Origin of the sequence: Bacillus sp. Root131 (assembly GCF_001429475.1) — a bacterium.
GTDB lineage: Bacteria > Bacillota > Bacilli > Bacillales > Bacillaceae_G > Bacillus_A > Bacillus_A thuringiensis_S.
The window spans coordinates 16,382-40,306 of the sequence record NZ_LMJQ01000015.1 but is presented as its reverse complement, the minus strand read 5'-3'; the positions used below and the strand labels follow the sequence as shown (position 1 = coordinate 40,306).

Here is a 23,925-nt window from a genome sequence, read left to right as displayed (position 1 = left end):
TTATATCATCGCGGGGTGGAGCAGTACGGTAGCTCGTCGGGCTCATAACCCGAAGGTCGCAGGTTCAAATCCTGTCCCCGCAACCAAATGGTCCCGTGGTGTAGTGGTTAACATGCCTGCCTGTCACGCAGGAGATCGCCGGTTCGACCCCGGTCGGGACCGCCATTTTATATAAAGAAAAGAACGAAACAAGTTGTTTCGTATTTTTTTATTTGTTTTAACAAAAAACTAATAAAGACAGTCAAACTATCCTTAGGACAACTCCTAAGGACTTTTTTATATATTCAAAACCTGTATAATAAAGAGCAGAGAACATTGTGAGTAAAGTAGGTGAAGTCTGTGAGTAAATATGAAGTAACAACAAAATCTTCTGAGGAAACACAAAGATTATCAGAAAAACTAGGTGAACTCGTAGAGGCACAAGATGTAATTATTTTAGAAGGAGATCTTGGAGCTGGTAAGACGACTTTTACAAAGGGACTAGCAAAAGGTCTTGGAGTGAAAAGAGTTGTAAATAGTCCTACCTTTAATATTATTAAAGAATATAAAGGAAGATTACCGCTATATCATATGGACGTGTATCGCTTAGCAGAAAGCGAAGAGGACTTAGGCTTTGATGAGTATTTCTACGGTGAAGGAATTACGGTAGTGGAATGGGCTCATTTAATAGAAGCATATTTACCGAATGAAAAGTTACAAATTAGTTTATTCCATGCGGGAGATGACACAAGAAAAATTATACTCGAGCCAATTGGAGATCGCTATATTAGATTATGTGAGGAGCTATTACAAGATGAAAGTACTAGCAATTGATACTTCAAATTACGTAATGGGTGTATCCCTTATTGAGGAAGGAAAAGTGATTGGGGAAATCATTACAAATTTGACGAAAAACCATTCTGTACGTCTTATGCCAGCTGTAGAGCAACTGTTAAAAGAATGTGGTGTAAAACCGAAGGAATTAACTAAAATCGTTGTAGCTGCTGGACCTGGATCATATACAGGTGTTCGCATAGGCGTGACAGCGGCAAAAACATTAGCTTGGTCACTTCAAATACCAATTGTAGGTGTATCAAGTTTAGAGGTAGTAGCTGCAAACGGTGCTAACTTTAATGGATTAATTTGTCCTTTATTTGATGGAAGGCGTGGGCAAATCTATACTGGATTATATACATACGAAGGAGAGCAGTTAACTTCAATAGAAGAAGACCGAATTATTCTTATTGTAGACTGGTTGCAAATGTTAAAAGATAAAGGACAGCCTGTTTTATTTATCGGTAATGATGTTAAATTGCATAAAGAAACAATTATAGAATATTTAGGTGATCAAGCTGTATTCGCTCCTTTTACTAAAAATAATCCAAGACCAAGTGAGCTAGCATTTTTAGGATTACAAAAAGAAGAACATGATGTGCATACGTTTGTTCCGAGCTATCTTCGTTTAGCTGAAGCTGAAACAAAGTGGTTAGAAAGTCAAAACAAGTAGGGGCCTTGCAGAAGATGGATATGATATTTAGAAAGATGGAACTTGATGATATTGCTCAAATTGTAGCTATTGAAGAAGTATCTTTTTCAACTCCTTGGACTGCAGATGCTTTTCACCGTGAATTAACGATGAATGAACATGCACATTATATTGTGTTAGAAAAAGATGGTCGTGTAATCGGGTATTGTGGATTGTGGATAATTATTGATGAATCACATATAACAAATATAGCTATTTTGCCAGAATACCGAGGTCAAAAGTTAGGAGATGCCTTATTGAAAGCAGTTATTTCAGAAGCGAAAGAACTAGGGGTAAAAACAATGACGCTTGAAGTACGTGTATCAAATGAAGTAGCAAAGCAGTTATACAAAAAATATGGATTTCAAAATGGTGGAATTCGTAAACGATACTATGCAGACAATCAGGAAGATGGTCTTGTAATGTGGGTGAATATATAATGGAAAAAAATACGATTATACTTGGGATTGAAACGAGCTGTGATGAAACAGCGGTAGCGGTTGTTAAAAATGGGACGGAAATTATTGCGAATGTCGTTGCATCACAAATTGAAAGTCATAAACGTTTTGGCGGCGTTGTACCAGAGATTGCATCCCGTCATCATGTAGAAGAAATTACAGTTGTGTTAGAAGAAGCTTTAAAAGAAGCAAACATAACATTTGATGATATTGATGCAATCGCTGTAACAGAAGGGCCTGGTTTAGTAGGAGCACTTCTAATTGGGGTAAATGCAGCGAAGGCAGTAGCTTTTGCACATGATATTCCGCTAGTCGGTGTTCATCATATTGCTGGTCATATTTATGCGAACCGTTTAGTAAAAGAAGTGCAATTCCCGCTATTATCACTTGTTGTATCTGGTGGGCATACAGAACTTGTTTATATGAAAGAACATGGTTCATTTGAAGTAATTGGTGAAACGCGAGATGATGCAGCTGGAGAAGCATATGATAAAGTAGCTCGTACGTTATCTATGCCATATCCAGGTGGTCCTCATATTGATCGCCTTGCACATGAAGGAGAACCAACAATTGATTTGCCTCGTGCATGGCTAGAACCGGATTCATATGATTTTAGCTTTAGTGGATTGAAATCAGCAGTTATCAACACTGTGCATAACGCGAAACAACGTGGTATAGAAATTAAACCAGAAGATTTAGCGGCAAGTTTCCAAGAAAGTGTAATAGATGTACTTGTAACGAAAGCAGCTCGTGCAGCAGCAGCTTATAATGTAAAGCAATTACTTCTTGCTGGTGGAGTAGCTGCTAATAAAGGACTTCGTGCCCGATTAGAAGAAGAATTTGCACAAAAAGAAAACATTGAACTAATTATTCCACCGCTATCTTTATGCACAGATAATGCAGCAATGATTGCAGCGGCAGGGACAATTGCGTATGAACAAGGCAAGCGTGCAACATTAGCCTTAAATGCGAATCCAGGATTAGATATTGAAGCATAGTTATGCACATAATTAACCACAGCTTGTGGATAAAACCCATGTTATCTGTTGATAATGTGGGTTTTATTGTGTATATAAAGTGTTGATAACTTTTTCGTTGGCTGTGGGTAATGTGGAAAAGTTGGTTTAATAGTTATTTTATAAAGGTGGATATGTGTATAAACTTGTGGATAAACTAGATGAAGTCTGACCTTTGAGTGTATTGTTTTTCGGGAAATAAAAAGCAAGAAGATATCCCCGAAAAACATTTTTTAATATCCCTCCATTATAGAGGGTGCTGATATTGTCAATCCTTGTCGGTAAATCGATATTTCGTGTCGAATCGTTTATGTATATAGGGTTACGATAGATGTATTTGAAAAATCGTTGATATATTCCCAGTTACCATTGATATATCCAAAAAATTATTTATGTACTTAAAGAAAAAAGATGTCGCATAGTCAAAAATCATGACTGATGAGACATCTTCCTTATTTAAATACTCTTATACATGCAGCTCTTCCCACTCTGCCATACAAGTTTCAAGCTGTTCTTGTAGCGTTTGTTTTTTAGTTGTAATTTCACTAGCTTTTTCATAATCTGCATATATTTCTGGTAAGCAAAGTTGATCTTCTAACGTAGCAATTTCTTCTTCTAAGTTTACGATATTTTGTTCTAGCTCTTCAATTTTTCGAGTGCGTTGACGTTCTAATTGTTTACGCTCTTTTTCTTCGAGATAATTTAATTTTTCTTGAGCTACAGTTTTTTGAACAGGTGCCTGATTTTCTTGCTGTTCAAGTTGTTCAAATGCTGCCCGTTCAATCATTTCATTTTTCTTCTCCACATAGTAATCGTAATCACCTAAATATTCCTGTGCGCCTTCTGTTGATAACTCAACCACAGTCGTTGTTACACGGTTAATAAAGTAGCGGTCATGTGAGACAAATAGAAGAGTCCCTGGATAATCAATTAAAGCATTCTCTAAAATCTCTTTACTATTTAAATCAAGGTGGTTCGTAGGCTCATCCAGAATTAATAAATTTGACTTTTGCATCATAAGTTTCGCAAGAGCTAATCGAGCTTTTTGTCCACCACTAAGGGAAGATACTGGTTTCAGTACATCATCTCCTGTGAATAAAAAATTCCCGAGTATAGTACGGATTTCTTTTTCAGGTTGCAGTGGATATTCATCCCATAGTTCATTTAAAACCCGTTTAGAAGATGTTAAATTTGCTTGTTCTTGATCATAATAGCCAACAGATACATTTGATCCGAAAGAAACATTACCATTTAATAGTGGTAACTTATTCACAATAGATTTTAATAATGTGGATTTCCCAATTCCGTTTGGACCAACTAAGGCAACACTATCTCCGCGAGTTAAGCGCATAGTTACGTGTTCAATTATAGGGTCCTCCTCATAGCCGATGGTTGCATCTTTTACTTGTAAAACATCATTTCCACTTTGCTTTTCAATATCGAAGTGGAATGATGCTGACTTAGAATCCCCTAATGGTCTCGTTAATAATTCCATTCTGTCCAGTTGTTTACGGCGACTTTGAGCACGTTTCGTTGTAGAAGCGCGAGCTATATTCTTTTGAACGAAGTCCTCAAGTTTTGCGATTTCATCTTGTTGTTTTTCGTAACGTTTCATTTCTTGATCATATAATGCTGATTTTAAGTCTAAATATTTACTGTAGTTACCAACAAATCGTCTGCTTTCTTTATTCGAAATTTCATATACTTGTGTAACGAGTTTGTCTAAGAAATAACGGTCATGGGAAACGATTAATATTGCGCCAGGATAACCTTGTAAATATTGCTCAAGCCATGTTAATGTTTCAATGTCTAAATGGTTTGTAGGCTCGTCCAAAATAAGTAAGTCTGGTTTTGTTAATAATAATTTCCCGAGAGCTAATCTTGTTTTTTGCCCGCCACTTAAAGTAGAGATCGTCGTCTGGTGTGTTTCAACTGGGAAGCCAAGGCCGCTTAAAATGGAGCGAATATCCGCTTCATATTGATATCCACCTTGATCTTTATAATTGAGTTGCAATTGGTCATAATCAGCTAACAATCTTTCATATATAGCTTCGTTTGAAAAGTTTTCTTCTTTTCCCATTTCTTGCTCAAGCCTTCGAAGTTTTGTCTCCATTTGCCGTAAGTGGGTAAAGACGGTTAGCATTTCATCCCAAATTGTTAAAGACGTTTCTAGGCCAGTATTTTGAGCTAAATACCCGATTGAGACATCTTTCGGTTTTATAATTTCGCCACCATCATGTGATAACTCACCAGCGATAATTTTTAATAATGTAGATTTTCCAGCTCCATTCCTTCCAACTAATGCGATACGATCTTTTGTTTGTACTTCCAATTTTATGTTTGCAAGAATTGTTTCTGCACCGTATAATTTCGAAAGTCCATTTACTTGTAATAAAATCAATGTTCTCACCTCAAATAATTTCTTAACTTTGCCATGTTTATATTTCTCAATCATACTAAAAATAGTGTATAGTTTAAAATAAAGAGAGAATACTTCTTCTCTTTATTATACAAGGAATTTAATGAGTGCTAAACTTCTGTATTTGATTAAAGTATATGAATAAAGATAGGAAGAGAGGAGAGGTCATATGGATCAGCAAAAGATTCCACAAGCCACTGCTAAAAGATTGCCTCTATACTATCGATTTATCCAAAACTTATCTCTTTCTGGTAAGCAGCGTGTTTCATCGGCCGAATTGAGTGAAGCGGTAAAAGTAGATTCCGCAACAATACGAAGAGATTTTTCGTATTTTGGAGCATTAGGGAAAAAGGGATATGGATATAACGTAAATTATTTATTATCATTTTTCCGCGAAACACTTGATCAAGATGATATAACGCGTGTAGCACTTATTGGAGTAGGTAATTTAGGGACCGCTTTCTTACATTATAATTTCACGAAAAACAATAATACAAAAATTGAAATGGCATTTGATGTTAGTGAAGAGAAAGTTGGAACAGAAATCGGGGGCATTCCTGTATACCATTTAGATGAATTAGAAGAGAGATTATCAAATGATATACAAGTGGCAATATTAACAGTACCGGCTACAGTAGCACAAGCTGTAGCAGATAGATTAGCTGAAACGAGCGTGCATGGTATTTTGAATTTCACACCAGCACGATTAAACGTATCAGAGAATATTAGAATTCATCATATTGATTTAGCTGTAGAGTTACAAACATTAGTTTACTTTTTGAAAAACTATCCACAATAAAACGCAGAGGAAGCGACCTCTGCGTTTTATTATTGTTTCTTCTTTGTGAATTTAACTAATATAAGGCGAAGTGCCAAATTAAAATCAATTGTTGCCATAACTGCAAATAGTATTGTCCACACATTCCAGATTGTATCTGTCACGTTCGTAATGGCGAAGCGTGTAAAGATACATCCAAGAAGGAAGTATAGTGCAGCCATGAACAATGGTGAGTTTCTCATACAAAAAATCCTCCGATAAAGCCTTGCATTTTTTCAGCTTCTTTAATCATTTCTTGAATTTGCTCATTGCTCATAAAAATTTGCCCAATAGCGACTAATGTATTCATCGCAACATGAGCTGCAATCGGAACGATAATACGCTTCGTCTTCACATATAAGAAGGCGAATACGAGCCCCATAGCAGTGTATACCAATAAGTGAGTAAAATCAAAATGGATTGCTGCAAATACAAGCGAACTAATGATAGCTGCAATAAAGAAGTTAAACTTCTTATAAAGTGTACCAAATAGAATTTTTCTAAATACGATTTCTTCTAAGATAGGTCCGATTATAGATACAACAATAAGGAACCAAGGAGTAGTTCGTGCAATTTCCATCAGTTTCATTGTATTTTCTGAACCTTGTTTAATTCCTAGTAGCTGCATCTCGATCATACCGGCAACTATTTGTGAAAAGAAAGCTAAGAATAATCCGATGAAAATCCACCCAATTGTAGCTGGAACAGAAGAGCGCGTTGCATCTAAATGTCTGTCGCGAATATCTGTTCTAAGTAACCAAAGTACGATACATAATGCAACAAAGAAGCTAATAATTGCCCAGTGTCCCATTATGATTTGTCCTTTTTCCTCAATGGTAAATCCTCTATTATCATAGAGTCCTGTTTTTAGGAGAAGTGGTAATCCAACAGCGCCAGATAATTGCATTAAAATGTATGTAACGATAATCCACCAGTATTGTTTCTTCAAATGGTTTAACCATCCTTTCTAACTCTAGTGTATGAGATGAGGTAGGATAACATGTAAATATGTTATCTACGATATAAACTTTCATTCGAATTATGATTTTTTTGTAAATACGTATTTTAAATTAAAGTAGGAGACAGGAAAAAGTTGTACGTTTAGCGAAAACAACTTAGGGTGTCTTTCATATTGTAACATACGAGTAGGGGAAACAACGATTCATATAGTAAAGGCAGTATTCTATATAGAAAGTTTATATAGTAATTTGCGAAAAAATTATGATTTTTTTACTTGCAAAAGAAATTGAGATTATTTATTATTATAAGTGTGTTAGCACTCGGGTGACTTGAGTGCTAATAAATAAAATTTACATAACAAAATGAGGAGGTTATTGTTCATGCTAAAGCCATTAGGTGATCGCGTTGTAATTGAGCTTGTTCAAGCAGAAGAAAAAACAGCAAGTGGTATTGTATTACCAGACACTGCAAAAGAAAAACCACAAGAGGGTAAAGTTGTTGCAGTAGGTACTGGTCGAGTGCTTGAAAATGGTGAGCGTGTTGCTTTAGAGGTAGCAGCAGGTGATCTTATCATCTTCTCAAAATATGCAGGTACTGAAGTGAAATATGAAGGTACAGACTACTTGATTTTACGTGAAAGTGACATTTTAGCAGTTATCGGTTAATTATATAAATCTTAAAAAAATCCAAGGGGGTCAATTATTATGGCAAAAGATATTAAATTTAGTGAAGAAGCACGTCGTTCGATGCTTCGCGGTGTCGACACTCTTGCAAACGCAGTAAAAGTAACGCTTGGACCAAAAGGTCGTAACGTTGTACTTGAGAAAAAATTCGGTTCACCACTTATTACAAATGATGGTGTAACAATCGCAAAAGAAATCGAATTAGAAGATGCATTCGAAAACATGGGTGCGAAATTAGTAGCAGAAGTTGCTAGCAAAACAAATGATGTAGCTGGTGACGGAACAACAACTGCAACTGTATTAGCGCAAGCTATGATTCGTGAAGGTCTTAAAAACGTAACAGCTGGTGCTAACCCAATGGGTCTTCGTAAAGGTATCGAAAAAGCTGTTACTGCTGCAATTGAAGAATTAAAAACGATTTCTAAACCAATCGAAGGCAAATCTTCTATCGCGCAAGTAGCTGCTATTTCTGCAGCTGACGAAGAAGTAGGTCAATTAATCGCTGAAGCAATGGAGCGCGTTGGTAACGATGGCGTTATTACTTTAGAAGAGTCTAAAGGATTCACAACAGAATTAGACGTAGTAGAAGGTATGCAATTTGATCGTGGATATGCATCTCCTTACATGATTACTGATTCTGACAAAATGGAAGCAGTTCTTGATAACCCATACATCTTAATTACTGACAAAAAGATTTCTAACATCCAAGAAATCTTACCAGTATTAGAGCAAGTGGTACAACAAGGTAAACCACTTCTTATCATTGCTGAAGATGTAGAAGGCGAAGCTTTAGCTACATTAGTAGTGAACAAACTTCGTGGTACATTCAACGTAGTAGCTGTTAAAGCTCCTGGATTTGGTGACCGTCGTAAAGCAATGCTAGAAGATATCGCAATCTTAACTGGTGGCGAAGTAATCACTGAAGAATTAGGTCGTGACTTAAAATCTGCTACAGTTGAATCTTTAGGACGCGCTGGTAAAGTTGTTGTTACAAAAGAAAACACAACTGTAGTTGAAGGTATTGGAAATACAGAGCAAATCGCAGCTCGTATCGGTCAAATCCGTGCGCAATTAGAAGAAACAACTTCTGAATTCGATCGTGAAAAATTACAAGAGCGTCTTGCTAAACTAGCAGGTGGCGTAGCGGTAATTAAAGTAGGTGCAGCAACTGAAACTGAGTTAAAAGAGCGCAAACTTCGCATTGAAGATGCACTTAACTCAACTCGTGCAGCAGTAGAAGAAGGTATCGTTGCAGGTGGTGGTACTTCACTTATGAACGTATACACGAAAGTAGCTTCTATCGTAGCTGAAGGCGACGAAGCAACAGGTATCAACATCGTACTTCGCGCACTAGAAGAGCCAGTTCGTCAAATCGCAATTAACGCTGGTCTAGAAGGATCTGTAGTTGTAGAGCGTCTAAAAGGCGAAAAAGTAGGCGTTGGTTTCAATGCAGCTACTGGCGAATGGGTTAACATGCTTGAGTCTGGTATCGTAGATCCAGCTAAAGTAACTCGTTCTGCACTTCAAAACGCAGCATCTGTTGCAGCTATGTTCTTAACAACTGAAGCTGTAGTAGCTGACAAGCCAGAACCAAATGCACCAGCAATGCCTGACATGGGCGGCATGGGCATGGGCGGTATGGGCGGAATGATGTAACCATTAAGGTTAAAGCTTGATATATAGAGCTTTTAAGCCTCAATAGTTACGTTTCGGTCACGCTTTGGTCACTAATATTTAAATTACGAAGCCTTTCATTAGTTCGCTGAACTTTTGGGAGGCTTTTTCTTCCATATTTTTTGTCATGTGTGCATATATGTTCATAGTAGTTTCGATATCTGTATGCCCTAGACGTTGTTGGATTTCTTTAATACCTACACCAGCCTCAATAAGTAACGATGTATGTGTATGTCTGAATGAATGAGGAGTAATATTTTTAGTTATATTGGATAACTTTATAAGGCGCTTTAATCTATTCTGAATCATTTTCATTACTTCGGGATAGCCGCTTGCTTTTGTAATGACAAAGCCTTGATCTACGTATTGAGGGCGTGTATATAGCTTTAACTCATTCTGTTTTGCTTTATGACTTTTTAGTAATTTCATGATGCCTTGATCCATTTTAATAGTTCTGATGGAACCTTTAGTCTTTGGTGTAAGTAAATGATAGTGCTGGCTATTGTTATCTGGATTATATAACGTCTTGGTTATCTTGATAGTATTGTTTTCAAAGTCTACATCAGTCCACTTTAAAGCTAATAATTCCCCAGCACGCAAACCACTGTATGCTAAAATAGAAAAAAATACATAATCGTTATCTAATCCTTTTTCTTTTGCGACCTGTAAGAAATGTGCTAATTCTTCTTTCTCCAGGTATTTTATAGCCTTCTTATCGTTTTCTATATCTTCTACTGTCTCCACCTTTCTAGGGAGTTTTACGTTATCTGTAGGGTTGGATTTTATTATTTGTAACTCTATAGCCTTTTTAAAAATCATTCTACCTGCTGTATGGATGCCATCAAGTGTATTAAACGCATACCCTTTATCATGTAAATCATTTAAAGCTGTTTGATACATCTTTTTTGTGATATCTTTCATTTTGATGTTTGCGAAAAAGTCGACTAATTTATTCGACTGCTTTTGTCTAACACGTAGGCTACTTATTTTGGTGCTTTTGCTGTAGATGTTAAGCCACTCTTGCACAAAATCTTTAAATAATATGTCAGGTTCATTGATGTAAGTTCCATTAGCTACTTCTTGCTCTATTCTTGCTGCAGCTAATTGGGCTTCTTTTTTTGTTTTAAAACCCCTTACTTTTTTCTGTTTCCTTTTCCCTGTTGTTGGATCAATACCAATTTCAGCGATTAACAACCATTTATAGCCTTGTTTTGTTTCATACTTTTGGAATGAAGCCATTTTATCACCTCAATATAATAAATTAACTATTATAGGCAGGCAGTCCACCTATAATAGTTCATCTTGTCCAAATAACTGATTTATAGCATTTGTAGAATCCTTTTTTCTTTTTAGTTCATTGAATTCAAAATCAATAACCCTAGATATTCTTTCATAAAATTCGAGGTATTCACGGCCGCTTAAAATAACATGTTCGTTTGTTTCAGTGTCGGTTATTTGATTTGTACTAGTTGGACTTAAATTTAGATGATATTCCCCGTTAGTATTAAGAGTCTCCTTATGATAACCCAGACTTTCTAAGAAGCTTTCAAAGAAGTTTAGGTCATCTGAAAGTTTTAGTAGTCCTTTAGCTGTTTTATCGTTAAATAAACTTGGCTCCTTTTCTAAAGCCTCTACACCTCTTTCAGCAATTTTCTGTTCTATTGCTTCATGATTTACAAATAAAAGAGTATCCATAGGAACATTAAGTGCCTTAGCTATATTATTCAGTACTTCAAAGGAAATTTTTCTTTTGCCATTTTCATATTGGGAAATTGCTTGTTGAGATACTCCTATCATTTCTCCTAATACAAATGCTGAAATCCCTTTCGCCTTTCGAATTTCTTTAATTACCTTACCTATGTTTTCTTGCATGTTGTTTACCCTCCTTGCTTGTATTATATGGAAAAGTAATAAAAATTACAACTAAATGAAGTAAAAATAAATAAAAACCGTTGACACAACAACTTAACGAGGTATATTATTGTCTTACAACAAGAAAATACAACAAATAGTAGTAAAAATAATAAAAATTATGCGCATCTATCATATTGAATGTTTTACTTTAAAGAACTTATTAAAAAGGAGGATGAGTAGTGAATTTAAAATTTGAGTTACCAGATGATACGTTAATAACTTCTCGTTCGGATTTAAAAAGTTTATTACGTGAGTTAAAAGAGGAACTGCAGGAAGAAAAAATGCAAGATGATATTTTTACAATTAAGGAAGCAGCTGAATATATGAAAGTAAGTATTCCAACCGTACGATCATTAATAGCTACAAATGAAATACCTTATTTTAAAAGGGGACAAGTTATTCGTTTGAATCGTTGGGATATTCTTGACTGGATGCGTAAGGATAAAGAGAAAACTATGAAAATATAAAATGCTATTAATATTTTGTTGGTCAGATGGTCTTGCGGACCGAAAATAAATGCAATGTTGGGACTTATAGCTAATACAGGGGTAGCAACCTTAATTGAAAAGGGTGAGGTGAAAATACATGAACGGAGTATTGTCCGCAACGAGGATGATGAAAGGACATGAAATTGTAAAAGGATGTGCTGTGGCAAGAAAAAATCCTGAGATTTTAGAAGCTATGGAGTTTGAAGCTAAGAAAAGATTATACGAAATTAACAATAGTAAATAAGGAGCGTTAGAAATATGGATCAATTAGTAGCAGTCAATGAACAACCAAATTTAAAAAATTTCACAAGTGAACTTGATAGTGAATTAGGATCGCTGGGAGTAAGCGTTGCGACTTTAACAGATGTAGAAGTTCTTTTAGCGCACTTAGTAGAGGATATGGATACAGCGGTATACAAAGGTGAGGAAATTTATTGTTTTCGTGGATTTCATAGAAAGCTAAGAGTGTATTGGCGCCTGCTCAATTATACGATGAATGAATTAAATAAAGAATATGAAAGAGTAGATGAAATTAAAGACGGATTATTTAAAGAGGTAGTGAAGAATAGTGGTAAAAATAAATAAAAAAAGATATATGAACGGCGAATTCATATATCTTCAAGAACAATTATTTATCTACTTATATTTTAACATCAAGTTAATTAGACAGCAATAGGAGGTGATATATGTGCTTGATAAATTTAACAATATACCAACAGAATTGAAAAACTGTTCTCAGTGGGTGCTTTGGCGAAAAGAGAAGAGGAATGGCAAGCTAACAAAGGTTCCATACCAAGTAAACAGCAAAATGGCACAGGCGAATAATCGTAACACTTGGTCAAGTTTTGAAATGGTCGTAGAAAAGTATAAACAAGGTGGATATGACGGAATAGGCTTTGTTTTTAGTAAACAAGATGATTACGTGGGAATTGATTTGGATAAATGCTGTGTAGACGGGGAATTATCTGAATTAGCCCGGGACATTATGAGTATTGTTCCAAGTTACACTGAATACTCTCCAAGTGGTAATGGAATCCACATCATTACAAAGGGAAAAATACCATTAAGAGGACCTGGGACCGGTAAAAAAGTTCCTTCTATTGGTCTTGAGGTCTATAGGCATACACGGTACTTCACATTCACGGGAGACAGTATAAATAATAATCATGTGGAAGAATCCACAGAAAACTTAAAAGTTCTCTTTCAAAAGTATATAGAGAAGAAGGAAGTTCCTGCAGCGTCAAAAATACCTTCTGTTTCAAAGGGAAGTAACAGAAGCAATCTCTCTAATTCAGAACTATGGGAGCGAATGTTTAATAGTAAGAATGGTGGAGCTATTAAGGATTTATTTTGTGGAGTGCTTATAAATGGTGATCATTCTTCCACAGATATGGCTCTTGCCAATCACTTAGCATTCTGGACGGATAAGGATGCTGCAAAGATGGATACCATGTTTAGAGAGTCTGCATTAATGCGTGATAAATGGGACAAGCAACATTCTAGTGATGGCCTTACATACGGTGAAATGACAATTGATAGAGCTATTTCTAGTACCCACAATTCTATTTCTAATAATAATGCTAGTAATAATAAAGAAAATGAGAAAATCCTTCTCCCTTCTCCTTATAAAGATATAAATGGTGCTTTGTATAAGGTAGAAATCAAAGTTAAAAAGGATGAAATAGAGGAACAAAATATACCAGTTGCTCGACATGTTCCTTATTTAAAACGAGAGCTCTGTAATATTGAAAAGCCTCAAGTTTATTATGAATTAACTTGGAATAATAGAGGGAACAATGTTACTGAATTAGTAACAGCTGGATCGTTGGCAACCAAAAGGGAAATGATGCCTTTAGCTGAAAAATCATTTCCGGTTAATGATAACAATGTTAAACAATTAATCGATTACTTTGACAAAGTCCTTGCATCTAACGAAATAGAAACTGGTTGGATGGTAGAACGTCTAGGGCATATAAAAAATGACTGTATTCATCCATTGATTGAAAAAGGGTACGATATTCTCCCGGCAGATCTAGGGGATCGTCAATTACTCGAAGCTTTCCAATTAAAAGGGACAGTTAAAGGGTGGATAGATGGAGTTTTTAATGAAATAAAAAGTCATCCAAGAGCGTTATTTTTTGTTTTATCCTCATTTGCTAGTATTTTTCTTCATGATTTGAAGATAGATCCTTTCATTGTGGAGCTAGCGGGTTCGACCTCGACCGGTAAAACAACAGCAATGAAGATAGCGGCCAGTGTATGGGGAACCAATCAACTTATTAATGAGTTCAATTCTACAAAAACGAGTGTAGAACGTAAATCATCATTCTTAAATAGTTTTCCGTTATATCTAGACGATAGTAGGAAAGCAGATGAGAGACTACTTCAATCTTTTGTTTATCATTTCAGTGGAGGTAGGTCTAAAGGAAGAGGAACTTTAAATGGCTCGCAGCTTGAGTATACATGGAAGAATATCTGTCTGGCAACGGGAGAGATAAGTTTAAATGATTACTCAGCTAAAGCAGGTGGTGTGGCTGCAAGGGTTATTAGCCTAACTGATTCTCCTTTTACTGAAGTAGGTCATTCATTTTTTGAAGGTTTATATAAATCTATGGAAAATAACTATGGATTAGTAGGATTAGAGTTTTTTAAGCAATATCAGAAGCACAAGGAAAAGTGGTTACCGCAGTTCTATAAATTTAAAGACTTATATATGAAAAAGTCTCAAGGGAATGAGGTATTAACCAGACTATCTTTATATTATTCAGTAGTTCACTTTACTGGGAGTATAGTGAAAGAAATATTCAGCTTAGATATTGACCTTAATAAGATTTATTCATTATTTGACGAGATGGCAGATAATAACAAAGCTATTGATAAACCAAAACAGTTTTTAGAAGAAATATTAAATGATTTGGATAGTAATAGACAAACAATTTTTTATGATAATCATTTTACGCCTAATTCGATACATGCAATATATAAAAATAAAGCAGATTGTCTTTATTTAACACCGGCTTATTTATCAAAAATGTTAGGTCCTGAGGAAAAGACTATTCGGAAAGAATGGATAAAAAAAGGAATGACAATATCGAGTGAAAAGAAAGGGTCACACGTGGATTACAAAGCTGTAAAACATGAAGGGAAAACATATCGAGTCATTCCGTTAAACATGGATTTTGTAAATTCACTAGGCTTTGATTTTAAGCATATCAATGAGCCTAAATACAAAGTTGTTTAGAAGTAAAAGTTACATAAGGTTACAAGTTTATTTTTGCTTATGTAACCTTAAGAAACTAAGTGTTATAAGGATTTATCAATTAATAGTTACATAAGTTACATAGTTACAAACAAATATAGTATATATATGTATTCTTTATTAAAAAGAATTTAATAAAACAGATTACACATATATGTACTATATTTTAAAAAAACTTATGTAACTGTGTAACGAAAAGAGAGTAATGTCTTGGGAGAGTAAGGAGTGGCGAGGTTACAAGCTATTAATATTACTTGTAACGTTCATGTAACTCTAATGAATAAGGAGGGTAGAAATGGCAACTAAAAAATCTCCAATCGTATTAGCAATAGAAAGAGACACAGCAGGAAATCTTAGTACATGGTGTCAGTACTGTAGAAAGTTTCACCATCACGGTACAGGTGAAGGACATAGGGATGCACATTGTTTTGAGGAAGATAGTCCTTATGTTCGTACAGGTTATGTTCTTAAGAAGATGAAACTATCAGGTAAAGAGATTGTGATCAAAGAGTAAACCTAAGTAGGTGATATGTAATTGAATTGGTTGAAAGACTATCAGAAATTAGAACAAGACATTGCTTATTTGGAATGCAACTTAGATAAAACAAAGGCTGAATTAAAACGCTGGATCAGTGGCGACTTACAGAATGTTCGTCTAACTGCTGAGTCAGATGGCGCAAAAGTAGAAGTACATATTGAAGCAATTGAGTATGAACTGGCTCATAAGCTGAATGATATGTACAAACTGAAAAAGTTAGTGAGTACATTCAAAGGATTAGAAAATAGAATACTTAAGCTAAAATATATTGATGGTATGACGTTAGAACGGGTAGCAGATGAGTTAAATTATAGTACAGGCTATATTAACAAAAAACATGCTGAGATTATGAGGGAAATCAAGTTTGTGGGAGATTAAAGATAGGAGGATATAGAACTGTGGAAGATATGGAGCAAAATGTAAGCATAGATCTATTTGGACATGTAAAAAGCATTCGATTTAAAGATAGTAAGTTGATTTTATTCTCATTTATTGATGATATACGTGGAGAATTGCTTTGTGCAGCTTATAAGGATGAAAGTATCCTTTATTACCATATTGAAAGAGATAAAAGATACCATTTACAGGTGAATTTAAAGGGATTTATGAAAGAAGCTGAAAATGGTGAAACGTACCTAAACAATGGTTTATACGTCAAAAGAGTTTATGTTGAAAAAGAGTGAATCTATAACCCCCCCTATCAAAAATAAAAGACAAGCATGCTTTGGGAGATAGGGCAGAGGGAGGCAAGTGTGCACCTCGGAAAGATTTTTAAAAAATAAAAGGGGGTGTTTTACTACAAAAAGAGCTAGAAACATAGATATATCAAGGGTTTTGAGCTTGTCACACTATGTGTCACACCTGTTAGAATACAACAAATGTGACAAATGAAAAATCCCTATAAATCCAATCGTATCAAGGGTTGGAGGCCTGTTGTACTTCATTTGTTGTACTACAAACATTATTGAAAAAAGTGGGGATCTTATACCTTTGTTTTGTCGATAATTGTCGAATTTAACTTGAAGGGAGGTGTGGAAAATGACTAGACAATATGAGACCGCATCTATGACTCACAGAGAACTTAGGGCTAAATTTGAAATGAGCAAGGAAGAAGAATTAAGAATGAGTATTTTAAAACAGATAAAAGATACTTTGAAAAAAATAAATAAAATGTAATGAAACTATAAAAATAAAAGGAGATATAACAATGAACTATGAAGAAATGATGAAAAAGGCAAATTTATACCATGAAATGTTGGAGGTATTAGCTAGACCGTCACAATTAATTACGGAGAGTCAGAACAAGATTAATGTCTTAAAGAAAGAAATTGAAGAGCTTGAATCAGATGATAAACAGCAAGTGTTAAACAAGTTGAATCCTAAGAAATTCTTCTTCAAAAAACAAGAATCAGTCGATGTTGAAGAACTCATTTTGAAAAAGGAGATTGAAATACGTAAAGAAGAAAAAAAAATTGAGAAATTACAAGATACGAAATTAACGGAAATTGTAGATCTTGATGGAGTTGTGGATGAATCGCAAAAGATTGTGGATAAAAAGTATAAGATGTTGGAAGAGTTGGCATCCAAAATATTAAAGGTTAGAGATGAATATCATAATTTAGTAGATAACTACGAAAAAGAATATGGTGAATATAAAAACTTTGGTGAGACCATTCGTTCCAAAGTTAATTCGGTTAAGAAAGTTGATTATGTTCCTCAACATAGAGGGGATAATGGTTACATGTGGCAAGGGAAACAATTGGAAATCCAAACGATTAATCATGAAATTATTGATGGACATAGACAACGCGCTATGAGTAGAGCAACGTATTAATAATTTGTATGGTATCGGATGTGATATAAATGGAAATACGTTGTTCAGCTGGAGAACTTAAATTAACAACACGTAGTAAGAGTAACGAAAAAATAATCAGTGGTTATGCAGTTAAATGGGACAAATGGTCTATTAAGATATATTCGAAAAGAAAGCAATTTTATGAGCGAGTGAAAAAAGGGGCTTTTCAAGAATCCTTGAAAGAAAAAGACCAAATTGCATTGTTTAACCATAACAAGAATAAGTTTTTGGGGAAAATTCAAGATGGTAGTTTAACATTGGAAGAAGATAGCGTAGGTTTAAGTTTTAAGTTAATACTTCCTGATAATGATCTAGGGAAAAAGGTATACCAGGAAGTGACTAGCGGTAAATTATCACAAGTATCTTTTACCTTTGTAGATGAAAATTCAACTTGGGAAACCAAATACGAAGAAGAGTATAGGACTATTTTAAAGGCTCGTTTAAGTGAGATTAGTCCAGTCTATAATCCGGCATATCCGGATACCACTGTTGTGGAAGGTGACAAGCGCCAGCATTTGTTGATGAAAGAACAAATTGATCATACTCTGTTTGAGCTTGAAAGGAGGGAATTAATCCGAAAGATTAACGGTGCTTTAAAGATGGGAAGCTAATCTATTCAGAGGTAGAACCAACTGTGTATCGCTTGGAGATTAAATAGTTTAACTATATTTGTAAGTATGATGTGATTTTTAGGGATATTGATGTGAAATTGATATCCCTTTTAATTAGAAAAAGAACATTATTGACTATTTTCGAAAATATAAGTTTATGGGTTGACGTTTTTTAAATAAAATGTAAAAATAAGAGGACAAAATATTAAGGAATGGGAGTGTCGTCTTTGCCTTTTAAACTGAATGTTGATGGAGATAGTATTAAACAAATCATTCAAAGGGTTCAAGCGTCGTTGTCTAAGGCTAGCGATAGATTAGAAACTGACTATGGGTTTAACAATGGTCATGGGATGGCAAAATGGAGTTTTATATATTCCCATCAAATTGGGAATGATACAGAAGAGTTTACTGCATTTAAAACAAAGAGGAATGGCTGGAAAGTTGCAGGACTTGTTGATACAACAAGTAAAACTTTATTTTTCTTTCTGTCTCAGAAAAATCTTGAGGCTAGGCAACAAGGGAAGATAAAATCTAAAGTGATGTACTACATTTCTGCATTGTCAGGTATATGTAATGTGAATTTCGTGGAGAAATTAGATTTTAATCAGAGAAGAGCGATCCAGGCCCAGTTAACTTGGGGTTTTGATTATGATGAGGATGAAGCTCGTCAAATATATGATGAAATGCTTCGGGTATGTCCTTGTGAAATTGAACAATTCTGTGTGATTAGTCTTGATATGAAAGGCTATGAATTAAAATCCGTTAAAGCTAATATATTAAATGAAAATTTAGATACGCTTTATGAAGAGGATTGGAGTGACTTTATTACTGTTGCTGCTAATGATGATAGTGATACGGATAACAAACAACAAGAACAAGAACAACATGACATGGACGTTCCACTGAAAACAAAGCGCAAGAAAACATCTGAATAAAATCGCGCTCTTCTCATAGAAAGGGATTTTTTAAGATGATTACATCTAAATTTAATGGAGAAAGATTGAAATTAGCTAGACGCTTTAATGCAATGAGTTTATTGGATTTAGCGGAAAAGCTTTCAATATCTAAACAAATGATTTCTAAGTACGAAAAAAATATTAGTCCACCCGGTGGAGAAATCATGCTTCAACTGGAGGGAGTTCTAGGCTTCCCAAGAAAGTTCTATTTTGAAGATGATACTGTTACAGATAAAGTAGGTAATGCTTATTTTAGAGCGCTTGCGAAAACTTTGAAGAAGGATCTTGAGGCTCAGAAGTTGAGGTTAGATTTTCTTTCAATTATTTATCAGCTTATTAATGAGTATATTGATTTGCCTAAAGAAAACTTACCTACTTTAGATGTAGATAATATGAGCATAGAAGAAATGGCTGTACAAGCCAGGGAGTTTTGGGGACTAGAAGATAAACCAATTAAAAATATGGTTGAACTCCTGGAGGTAAATGGAATAATTGTTTCTACCTCAAGGATAAATGTGGCTGAAATTGATGCATATACGCAGACAAGGAAAATAAATGGTTCAGATATTTATTTTGTAGTATTAGGAAATGATAAAGGTAGTAGGTATAGAAGACAATTTGATGCAGCGCATGAGCTTGCTCATATATTGATTCATGAACCTTATCTTGATTTATCTACATTGTCTAAAGATGAAGAAAGAGAAATGGAACAGCAGGCAAATGACTTTGCTAGTGCGTTTCTATTGCCTAAAGAACCTTTTATAAGAGATGTTAGTATGTTCCCTATTGATCTAGACCATTATGTCTTTATGAAGAAGAAGTGGCATGTTTCTGTGGGAGTAATGATTAGAAGGGCATACAATTTAGGAGTAATTACTTTCAATCAATATTCGTATTTGCAGAGACAAATGAGTAAAAATGGTTGGAGAAAAAAAGAACCATTAGATGGACAATCTAAGCCTACAAGCCCAGTTTTAATTAAAAAATCAATTCTTACATTGCTTGAAAATGATGTTTTTGATGGTAATAGCATTTTGGAAGAACTTTCAAATGAGTATCAATTGAGCCTACGTGAAGAGATGTTTGAAGCATTGACTGGTTTAGAAGAAGGTACACTGGCTAAATTTAGAAATGATAATTCTAATGTAGTATTATCATTGAAAAGAAATGCTAACATTAGATCGAATAGGACAGTATAAAGTGGTTTCGATAAACGAAGAAATCCGGCTCTTGTGAGTCGGATTTTTTTACGCTATTAAAATGATATAATGATTAATTGAAATATAGTTACTTTTAGTAAAGTTTTGCAGTCAGCTATATAAAAAGCCACAAGAGCATTAAATTCTTGTGGCTTTACTTTTACTATTCATGTTAAAAGTCTAAATCTTTTTCATTACCATCATAATCTACTAGTAATGATCCTTCGTCTAAGGTATCCATTAACCATTCCGCCAAACCATTCCATGATCTAGAAACGCTGTGAGTCTCCCTATCCCATTGTATTACCGTTGCATCGTATCCATTGCTTGATTCTAAGTCTATACATATCGAGTCACCATAGTTTAAATCTGCGATGATTAAATACGTGTCTGGCATCTTTGTCGGTCTTCGTTCTTTTTTAAACGAATCATTTAGATAGGAGCCACCACGCTGTTTTGGGCCCTGAGCAGCTGTATGAATTTCTGACAGGACTGTTCCAGGTATAAATAATTCTCCACCATTACACACTTGGAGAAAATCTTTATATATATCAGGAATTTGAATGTTAAGTTCATTTTGAAGGCTTGTTATATCTTCTAAGTTGATTCCATTATTTAGGTTGTGAATACCATCTACATATTTATTAACTTCCTCAAAAAATGGTTGTAAATGATTGTTTTTTGAATAATATTTTCTTAGCATAAAACCATCTCCCTCTATTCATGTTTCCAAGGCACAACGTCTCCAAAGTCAGTCATACTATCATTCTTAGGAGTATAGTAGCCATTTGTAGGATTGTGATAATTCCCACGATGGGCGTCAAGATGTTCGTTTACATCCATATTTCTTCCCTTTAAAAATTGAATGTTATCTGGTTCACCAGCAAAATCAGGATATTCATTAGCAGATTTCATATGCTGTCCCTCGTAGCCTTTCACTTTTCCTGTTTGTAATAACTCTAGTTTTTCTGCAGGGGTCCAATCTCTCGTTCCTTTTCCAGTTTTTTTAATCAATTCTTTCTCTTGTCTCCATGCGTGGCGAACAGCTTTCTGACGAAGAGCTGAAAATTGTTTATCTGTTAACCATTTTCCGTTTACATTATATTGTTTTTTTCCATCAACAATCCGTATTTTTTCTGTATTCTTTGCACTATTACCAACCTCGCTAGAAGACTGGGATTTTTGAAGGCTGTTAGCATCGGCTTTCTCCTTTATTCTACCACTAGTCCCATTAGAAGAAGACTGGAACTTTTGAAGAGTATCCTTACCATTTTGAATTGCATTACGCCCAACAAATACACCATGTCCAACAAGACTAACTCCAGCCGTTGTAGCAGCTGCATCAAACGTAATAGCAATTGGTGATGCTAATCCACCAGTTCCTACTGTTGCGACTAGAGTTAAAAAATTAGAGCCGCCTATGACGGTAAGGCCTTCTAGAATTTCTATAATGGAAGCTGCTCCTGCTATAACATTTCCCGTGAACCTTCCCGCTTGATAAGTTAACTTGCTTTCTAATTCATCATTATCAGGTGATTCTAGTCCAATAACGCTTTCGAAAGCCGCGCTGCCAGCGCCTTGAAAAAATTCTTTCATAAATTCCCAAGTACTGATAGCTGTTTTTTCATACCATGGTCTATTAGCTTCTTGTTCTCGTAAAGCAATTGCTTTTTCAATTGCTTTTTTTATTTCATCTTCGCGAACTTTTTCCTCGGCAATTTTTTGGATAGAGGCTACCCACTCCATATTCAACCCTTGTGTACTAAATGTACCACTGGCGGGACTAAAACCTTTTCCACTTTGAACTTCTGCCAAACCTGTCGCAATGCTAGCGGCTAGTTGGAGTGCAGTATCATAATTATTACTAGAAGTATAATTAAATTCATATAGATGTTCTAACTTTTCTTGCAGTTTACGCCTCATAACAGCAAAAAGATTTACCATAGCGTCCATGCCTGGGATCGGCATAGTTTGGTTGAGCGCTTCTGTACTTGCTATCATTCGGTCAATTTCCCGAATTTGTTCTAATATCTCTTGTTCAATTACATCTGTAGAAGCGACTTGTGATTGAAATTGACTTGGAAAAGCATCATTCTGACGAATTAATTCTTCACACAAATATATGATTCCTTGTGCCAAAGGTCGAAAGGTTTGTACAAAAAATGATTTTGCACTGCTATATGTTTTTCCTTGTAGAACAGTATCAATTGCAAAAGCATCAATCGACTGAATAGCTTGTTCCATACCTTGAATGGTAGCGGTACATACAGCATTCATACTTTGTGTTTGGGTATGTACTTCCCCTAAATACATATTTAAACTCAAAAATCTCCCCCCTTTTTCATAAGAAAATCATACCAATTTAAGGAGGGAACTGTAAATCTTATGTTTCCATAAATTCACGGTCAAAATAGAACCTGTCCAATAAGTTATTTTATATATGATTTAGCTAACATATGAGGTAAAGGTATTAAAATACTTCAAAGCTAACTTATTCATATTTCAACTAAAAAGGAGAAACAACATGCCGGAAAATAAAGAGAAATCAGTCGGAACAGGCGTAAAAAAATCAACTATCCAGCGAGCTTTACGCATTGCTAAATGGGCTGCAAAACAAGGGTGGAGCGATGAAGAATTTTGGGAAGCCATTGAATTACTTCAATCTCATCAAGAAGATGGACAACAAACAACAGAAGAAAAGATAAAAGGACTTTCAGTGACTTATGAAAAAGTGAATGATTATCCAATTATATTGAATGTGGATCATGTAGCACAAATATTAGCTGTTTCTAACTCAACAGTTTATGAAATCATGAGACACAAAGGGTTTCCGTTAATCAACATAGGCAATCGAAAACGAGTGCTTAGAGAAGAATTCTTTAACTGGCTCAAAGGAATATCAGCGTCATAAGGAGGCGCAACCTGAATGGATTGAGCACTCGCAAGTATCAAGAATGATTGAAAAAGTAGATGATGATGAAAAGGTTGTGAATATTATTCATACCCTTTGTATTGTCTGAAAGAAGACGATTAAATTTTTACTGGTTCACACTCGCTGTCCAAAAATGGACTCTGAATGAGTGTATTTTCGCTAAGCAATTTTGCGGAGCGAAATGTATCGTGAGAAATGAATAAAGAAAATCTTTGGAGGGTATCTCTCATATATTATTTTTTGGTCACATTTCGGTCACGAAACATATATAATCATTTACTTTTTATTTTCTTTTTTATCCTCTAAATTAAAAAAAACGTAGGTTTTACAGGTTTGGGAAAAGTCGTATTTCTTCTTATTTATATATCTGATGCATGGGCGGAATGATGTAATTCCGTTTGCCCTAAAAAACATCCATTTCTATATAGAAATGGATGTTTTTTTATGTTTTTTAGAAAAGGAAATGAATTTCTGTAGAATTTTGTCGCTTTCTCTCTTGACCATATAGATACTTCATTGTTAGAATCTAGGAAGATAATATAAAACGATCCTTCATATATCCTCAATGATATGGTTTGAGAGTCTCTACCGGGTTACCGTAAACAACCTGACTATGAAGGCAGTGTGTCTTATATTTATAAA

General features: G+C 34.9%; 27 protein-coding genes, 2 tRNA genes and 1 riboswitch. Of the genes, 22 read left to right on the top strand and 7 right to left on the bottom strand.

Features of this window, described 5'->3' with window-relative positions:
• Positions 1–9: 9 nt before the first annotated feature.
• The 6 genes from ASE54_RS23705 to tsaD all read left to right on the top strand — a co-directional run bounded on the left by ASE54_RS23705 (position 10) and on the right by tsaD (position 2,960).
• A tRNA-Met gene (locus ASE54_RS23705) sits at positions 10–86 on the top strand.
• A 3-nt stretch (positions 87–89) separates the two neighbouring features.
• Positions 90–165 (top strand) — tRNA-Asp (locus ASE54_RS23700).
• 174 nt (positions 166–339) lie between these two features.
• Positions 340–813: a tRNA (adenosine(37)-N6)-threonylcarbamoyltransferase complex ATPase subunit type 1 TsaE gene (gene tsaE, locus ASE54_RS23695; protein ID WP_000049642.1), complete on the top strand. Its 474-nt coding sequence runs from the start codon at positions 340–342 to the stop codon at positions 811–813.
• Positions 794–1,486 (top strand): tRNA (adenosine(37)-N6)-threonylcarbamoyltransferase complex dimerization subunit type 1 TsaB, encoded by a 693-nt coding sequence (gene tsaB, locus ASE54_RS23690; protein ID WP_000865746.1) that lies wholly within the window; start codon positions 794–796, stop codon positions 1,484–1,486. Before tsaE ends, tsaB begins: the two co-directional genes overlap by 20 nt.
• Before the next feature lie 14 nt (positions 1,487–1,500).
• Positions 1,501–1,944: a ribosomal protein S18-alanine N-acetyltransferase gene (gene rimI / locus ASE54_RS23685; RefSeq protein WP_000367207.1), complete on the top strand. Its 444-nt coding sequence runs from the start codon at positions 1,501–1,503 to the stop codon at positions 1,942–1,944.
• A complete protein-coding gene (gene tsaD / locus ASE54_RS23680; protein ID WP_000414592.1) occupies positions 1,944–2,960 on the top strand; it encodes a tRNA (adenosine(37)-N6)-threonylcarbamoyltransferase complex transferase subunit TsaD in 1,017 nt (338 codons plus the stop codon). Before rimI ends, tsaD begins: the two co-directional genes overlap by 1 nt.
• A gap of 484 nt (positions 2,961–3,444) precedes the next feature.
• Here the strand turns inward: tsaD and ASE54_RS23675 are convergent, their stop codons facing one another.
• A complete protein-coding gene (locus ASE54_RS23675) occupies positions 3,445–5,379 on the bottom strand; it encodes an ABC-F family ATP-binding cassette domain-containing protein (protein WP_000602182.1) in 1,935 nt (644 codons plus the stop codon).
• A 187-nt stretch (positions 5,380–5,566) separates the two neighbouring features.
• On the opposite strand from ASE54_RS23675, the gene ASE54_RS23670 reads away from it, so the two are divergent.
• Entirely contained in the window at positions 5,567–6,196 is a 630-nt protein-coding gene (locus ASE54_RS23670; protein WP_000372699.1) for a redox-sensing transcriptional repressor Rex, read from the top strand.
• A 29-nt stretch (positions 6,197–6,225) separates the two neighbouring features.
• On the opposite strand, the gene ASE54_RS23665 is transcribed toward ASE54_RS23670, so the two are convergent.
• Positions 6,226–6,417, bottom strand: coding sequence for a YdiK family protein (locus ASE54_RS23665; RefSeq protein WP_001246204.1), 192 nt, complete (start codon positions 6,415–6,417; stop codon positions 6,226–6,228).
• Entirely contained in the window at positions 6,414–7,163 is a 750-nt protein-coding gene (locus ASE54_RS23660; protein ID WP_000745317.1) for a type II CAAX endopeptidase family protein, read from the bottom strand. Before ASE54_RS23660 ends, ASE54_RS23665 begins: the two co-directional genes overlap by 4 nt.
• 391 nt (positions 7,164–7,554) lie before the next feature.
• On the opposite strand from ASE54_RS23660, the gene groES reads away from it, so the two are divergent.
• Both groES and groL read left to right on the top strand, forming a co-directional pair.
• Entirely contained in the window at positions 7,555–7,839 is a 285-nt protein-coding gene (gene groES, locus ASE54_RS23655; RefSeq protein WP_000917311.1) for a co-chaperone GroES, read from the top strand.
• Positions 7,840–7,878: 39 nt separating this feature from the next.
• Positions 7,879–9,513, top strand: coding sequence for a chaperonin GroEL (gene groL, locus ASE54_RS23650; protein ID WP_001029992.1), 1,635 nt, complete (start codon positions 7,879–7,881; stop codon positions 9,511–9,513).
• Between the two features lie 78 nt (positions 9,514–9,591).
• Here groL and ASE54_RS23645 read toward each other — a convergent pair whose 3' ends face one another.
• Both ASE54_RS23645 and ASE54_RS23640 read right to left on the bottom strand, forming a co-directional pair.
• The gene (locus ASE54_RS23645; RefSeq protein ID WP_000135907.1) at positions 9,592–10,770 is read right to left on the bottom strand and encodes a site-specific integrase; all 1,179 of its coding nucleotides are present in this window, start codon (positions 10,768–10,770) and stop codon (positions 9,592–9,594) included.
• Between the two features lie 48 nt (positions 10,771–10,818).
• Positions 10,819–11,403: a helix-turn-helix domain-containing protein gene (locus ASE54_RS23640; protein WP_001157210.1), complete on the bottom strand. Its 585-nt coding sequence runs from the start codon at positions 11,401–11,403 to the stop codon at positions 10,819–10,821.
• Between the two features lie 221 nt (positions 11,404–11,624).
• Between ASE54_RS23640 and ASE54_RS23635 the strand changes: the two genes are divergently transcribed.
• The 12 genes from ASE54_RS23635 (at position 11,625) to ASE54_RS23590 (ending at position 20,351) form a co-directional block, all read left to right on the top strand.
• Positions 11,625–11,912, top strand: a complete 288-nt coding sequence (locus ASE54_RS23635) for a helix-turn-helix domain-containing protein (protein ID WP_001049433.1) — start codon at positions 11,625–11,627, stop codon at positions 11,910–11,912.
• A gap of 118 nt (positions 11,913–12,030) precedes the next feature.
• Complete coding sequence (locus ASE54_RS36485) at positions 12,031–12,177, top strand: hypothetical protein (protein ID WP_001014688.1); 147 nt, start codon at positions 12,031–12,033, stop codon at positions 12,175–12,177.
• 14 nt (positions 12,178–12,191) lie between these two features.
• A complete protein-coding gene (locus tag ASE54_RS23630) occupies positions 12,192–12,518 on the top strand; it encodes a hypothetical protein (protein ID WP_000372570.1) in 327 nt (108 codons plus the stop codon).
• 103 nt (positions 12,519–12,621) lie between these two features.
• Positions 12,622–15,174 carry a DUF927 domain-containing protein gene (locus ASE54_RS23625; RefSeq protein ID WP_000884564.1) on the top strand — a complete coding sequence of 851 codons (2,553 nt, stop codon included), beginning with the start codon at positions 12,622–12,624 and terminating at the stop codon, positions 15,172–15,174.
• A 313-nt stretch (positions 15,175–15,487) separates the two neighbouring features.
• A complete protein-coding gene (locus ASE54_RS23620) occupies positions 15,488–15,706 on the top strand; it encodes a hypothetical protein (protein ID WP_000201675.1) in 219 nt (72 codons plus the stop codon).
• Positions 15,707–15,727: 21 nt separating this feature from the next.
• Positions 15,728–16,108: a hypothetical protein gene (locus tag ASE54_RS23615; RefSeq protein ID WP_001104310.1), complete on the top strand. Its 381-nt coding sequence runs from the start codon at positions 15,728–15,730 to the stop codon at positions 16,106–16,108.
• A 20-nt stretch (positions 16,109–16,128) separates the two neighbouring features.
• A complete protein-coding gene (locus tag ASE54_RS23610; protein WP_000389898.1) occupies positions 16,129–16,413 on the top strand; it encodes a hypothetical protein in 285 nt (94 codons plus the stop codon).
• Between the two features lie 355 nt (positions 16,414–16,768).
• Positions 16,769–16,906: a hypothetical protein gene (locus ASE54_RS36480; protein WP_164468882.1), complete on the top strand. Its 138-nt coding sequence runs from the start codon at positions 16,769–16,771 to the stop codon at positions 16,904–16,906.
• Positions 16,907–16,937: 31 nt separating this feature from the next.
• Positions 16,938–17,564: a hypothetical protein gene (locus tag ASE54_RS23605; RefSeq protein WP_003258353.1), complete on the top strand. Its 627-nt coding sequence runs from the start codon at positions 16,938–16,940 to the stop codon at positions 17,562–17,564.
• Between the two features lie 29 nt (positions 17,565–17,593).
• Positions 17,594–18,196 carry an HK97 family phage prohead protease gene (locus tag ASE54_RS23600; RefSeq protein ID WP_000405630.1) on the top strand — a complete coding sequence of 201 codons (603 nt, stop codon included), beginning with the start codon at positions 17,594–17,596 and terminating at the stop codon, positions 18,194–18,196.
• A gap of 227 nt (positions 18,197–18,423) precedes the next feature.
• Positions 18,424–19,131: a DUF5986 family protein gene (locus tag ASE54_RS23595; protein ID WP_001116079.1), complete on the top strand. Its 708-nt coding sequence runs from the start codon at positions 18,424–18,426 to the stop codon at positions 19,129–19,131.
• Between the two features lie 35 nt (positions 19,132–19,166).
• Positions 19,167–20,351, top strand: coding sequence for an ImmA/IrrE family metallo-endopeptidase (locus ASE54_RS23590; RefSeq protein ID WP_000633107.1), 1,185 nt, complete (start codon positions 19,167–19,169; stop codon positions 20,349–20,351).
• A 172-nt stretch (positions 20,352–20,523) separates the two neighbouring features.
• Here the strand turns inward: ASE54_RS23590 and ASE54_RS23585 are convergent, their stop codons facing one another.
• Positions 20,524–21,054 carry an SMI1/KNR4 family protein gene (locus ASE54_RS23585; protein ID WP_000944936.1) on the bottom strand — a complete coding sequence of 177 codons (531 nt, stop codon included), beginning with the start codon at positions 21,052–21,054 and terminating at the stop codon, positions 20,524–20,526.
• 14 nt (positions 21,055–21,068) lie between these two features.
• Complete coding sequence (locus tag ASE54_RS23580) at positions 21,069–22,676, bottom strand: T7SS effector LXG polymorphic toxin (protein ID WP_000056024.1); 1,608 nt, start codon at positions 22,674–22,676, stop codon at positions 21,069–21,071.
• Positions 22,677–22,875: 199 nt separating this feature from the next.
• On the opposite strand from ASE54_RS23580, the gene ASE54_RS23575 reads away from it, so the two are divergent.
• Entirely contained in the window at positions 22,876–23,262 is a 387-nt protein-coding gene (locus ASE54_RS23575) for a helix-turn-helix domain-containing protein (protein WP_001114722.1), read from the top strand.
• Between the two features lie 553 nt (positions 23,263–23,815).
• Positions 23,816–23,917, top strand: a riboswitch (purine riboswitch).
• The last annotated feature ends 8 nt before the right edge of the window (positions 23,918–23,925 follow it).

What these genes read in the sequence shown, in the direction of transcription:
- groES (WP_000917311.1), top strand. Translation starts at nt 7,555, where the DNA reads ATGCTAAAGCCATTAGGTGATCGCGTTGTAATTGAGCTTGTTCAAGCA.
- tsaB (WP_000865746.1), top strand. Translation starts at nt 794, where the DNA reads ATGAAAGTACTAGCAATTGATACTTCAAATTACGTAATGGGTGTATCC.
- ASE54_RS23600 (WP_000405630.1), top strand. Translation starts at nt 17,594, where the DNA reads ATGGAAATACGTTGTTCAGCTGGAGAACTTAAATTAACAACACGTAGT.
- ASE54_RS23605 (WP_003258353.1), top strand. Translation starts at nt 16,938, where the DNA reads ATGAACTATGAAGAAATGATGAAAAAGGCAAATTTATACCATGAAATG.
- ASE54_RS23645 (WP_000135907.1), bottom strand. Translation starts at nt 10,770, where the DNA reads ATGGCTTCATTCCAAAAGTATGAAACAAAACAAGGCTATAAATGGTTG.
- tsaD (WP_000414592.1), top strand. Translation starts at nt 1,944, where the DNA reads ATGGAAAAAAATACGATTATACTTGGGATTGAAACGAGCTGTGATGAA.
- ASE54_RS23620 (WP_000201675.1), top strand. Translation starts at nt 15,488, where the DNA reads ATGGCAACTAAAAAATCTCCAATCGTATTAGCAATAGAAAGAGACACA.
- ASE54_RS23665 (WP_001246204.1), bottom strand. Translation starts at nt 6,417, where the DNA reads ATGAGAAACTCACCATTGTTCATGGCTGCACTATACTTCCTTCTTGGA.
- ASE54_RS36480 (WP_164468882.1), top strand. Translation starts at nt 16,769, where the DNA reads ATGACTAGACAATATGAGACCGCATCTATGACTCACAGAGAACTTAGG.
- ASE54_RS23575 (WP_001114722.1), top strand. Translation starts at nt 22,876, where the DNA reads ATGCCGGAAAATAAAGAGAAATCAGTCGGAACAGGCGTAAAAAAATCA.
- rimI (WP_000367207.1), top strand. Translation starts at nt 1,501, where the DNA reads ATGGATATGATATTTAGAAAGATGGAACTTGATGATATTGCTCAAATT.
- ASE54_RS23590 (WP_000633107.1), top strand. Translation starts at nt 19,167, where the DNA reads ATGATTACATCTAAATTTAATGGAGAAAGATTGAAATTAGCTAGACGC.
- ASE54_RS23670 (WP_000372699.1), top strand. Translation starts at nt 5,567, where the DNA reads ATGGATCAGCAAAAGATTCCACAAGCCACTGCTAAAAGATTGCCTCTA.
- ASE54_RS23630 (WP_000372570.1), top strand. Translation starts at nt 12,192, where the DNA reads ATGGATCAATTAGTAGCAGTCAATGAACAACCAAATTTAAAAAATTTC.
- groL (WP_001029992.1), top strand. Translation starts at nt 7,879, where the DNA reads ATGGCAAAAGATATTAAATTTAGTGAAGAAGCACGTCGTTCGATGCTT.
- ASE54_RS23585 (WP_000944936.1), bottom strand. Translation starts at nt 21,054, where the DNA reads ATGCTAAGAAAATATTATTCAAAAAACAATCATTTACAACCATTTTTT.
- ASE54_RS23640 (WP_001157210.1), bottom strand. Translation starts at nt 11,403, where the DNA reads ATGCAAGAAAACATAGGTAAGGTAATTAAAGAAATTCGAAAGGCGAAA.
- ASE54_RS36485 (WP_001014688.1), top strand. Translation starts at nt 12,031, where the DNA reads ATGAACGGAGTATTGTCCGCAACGAGGATGATGAAAGGACATGAAATT.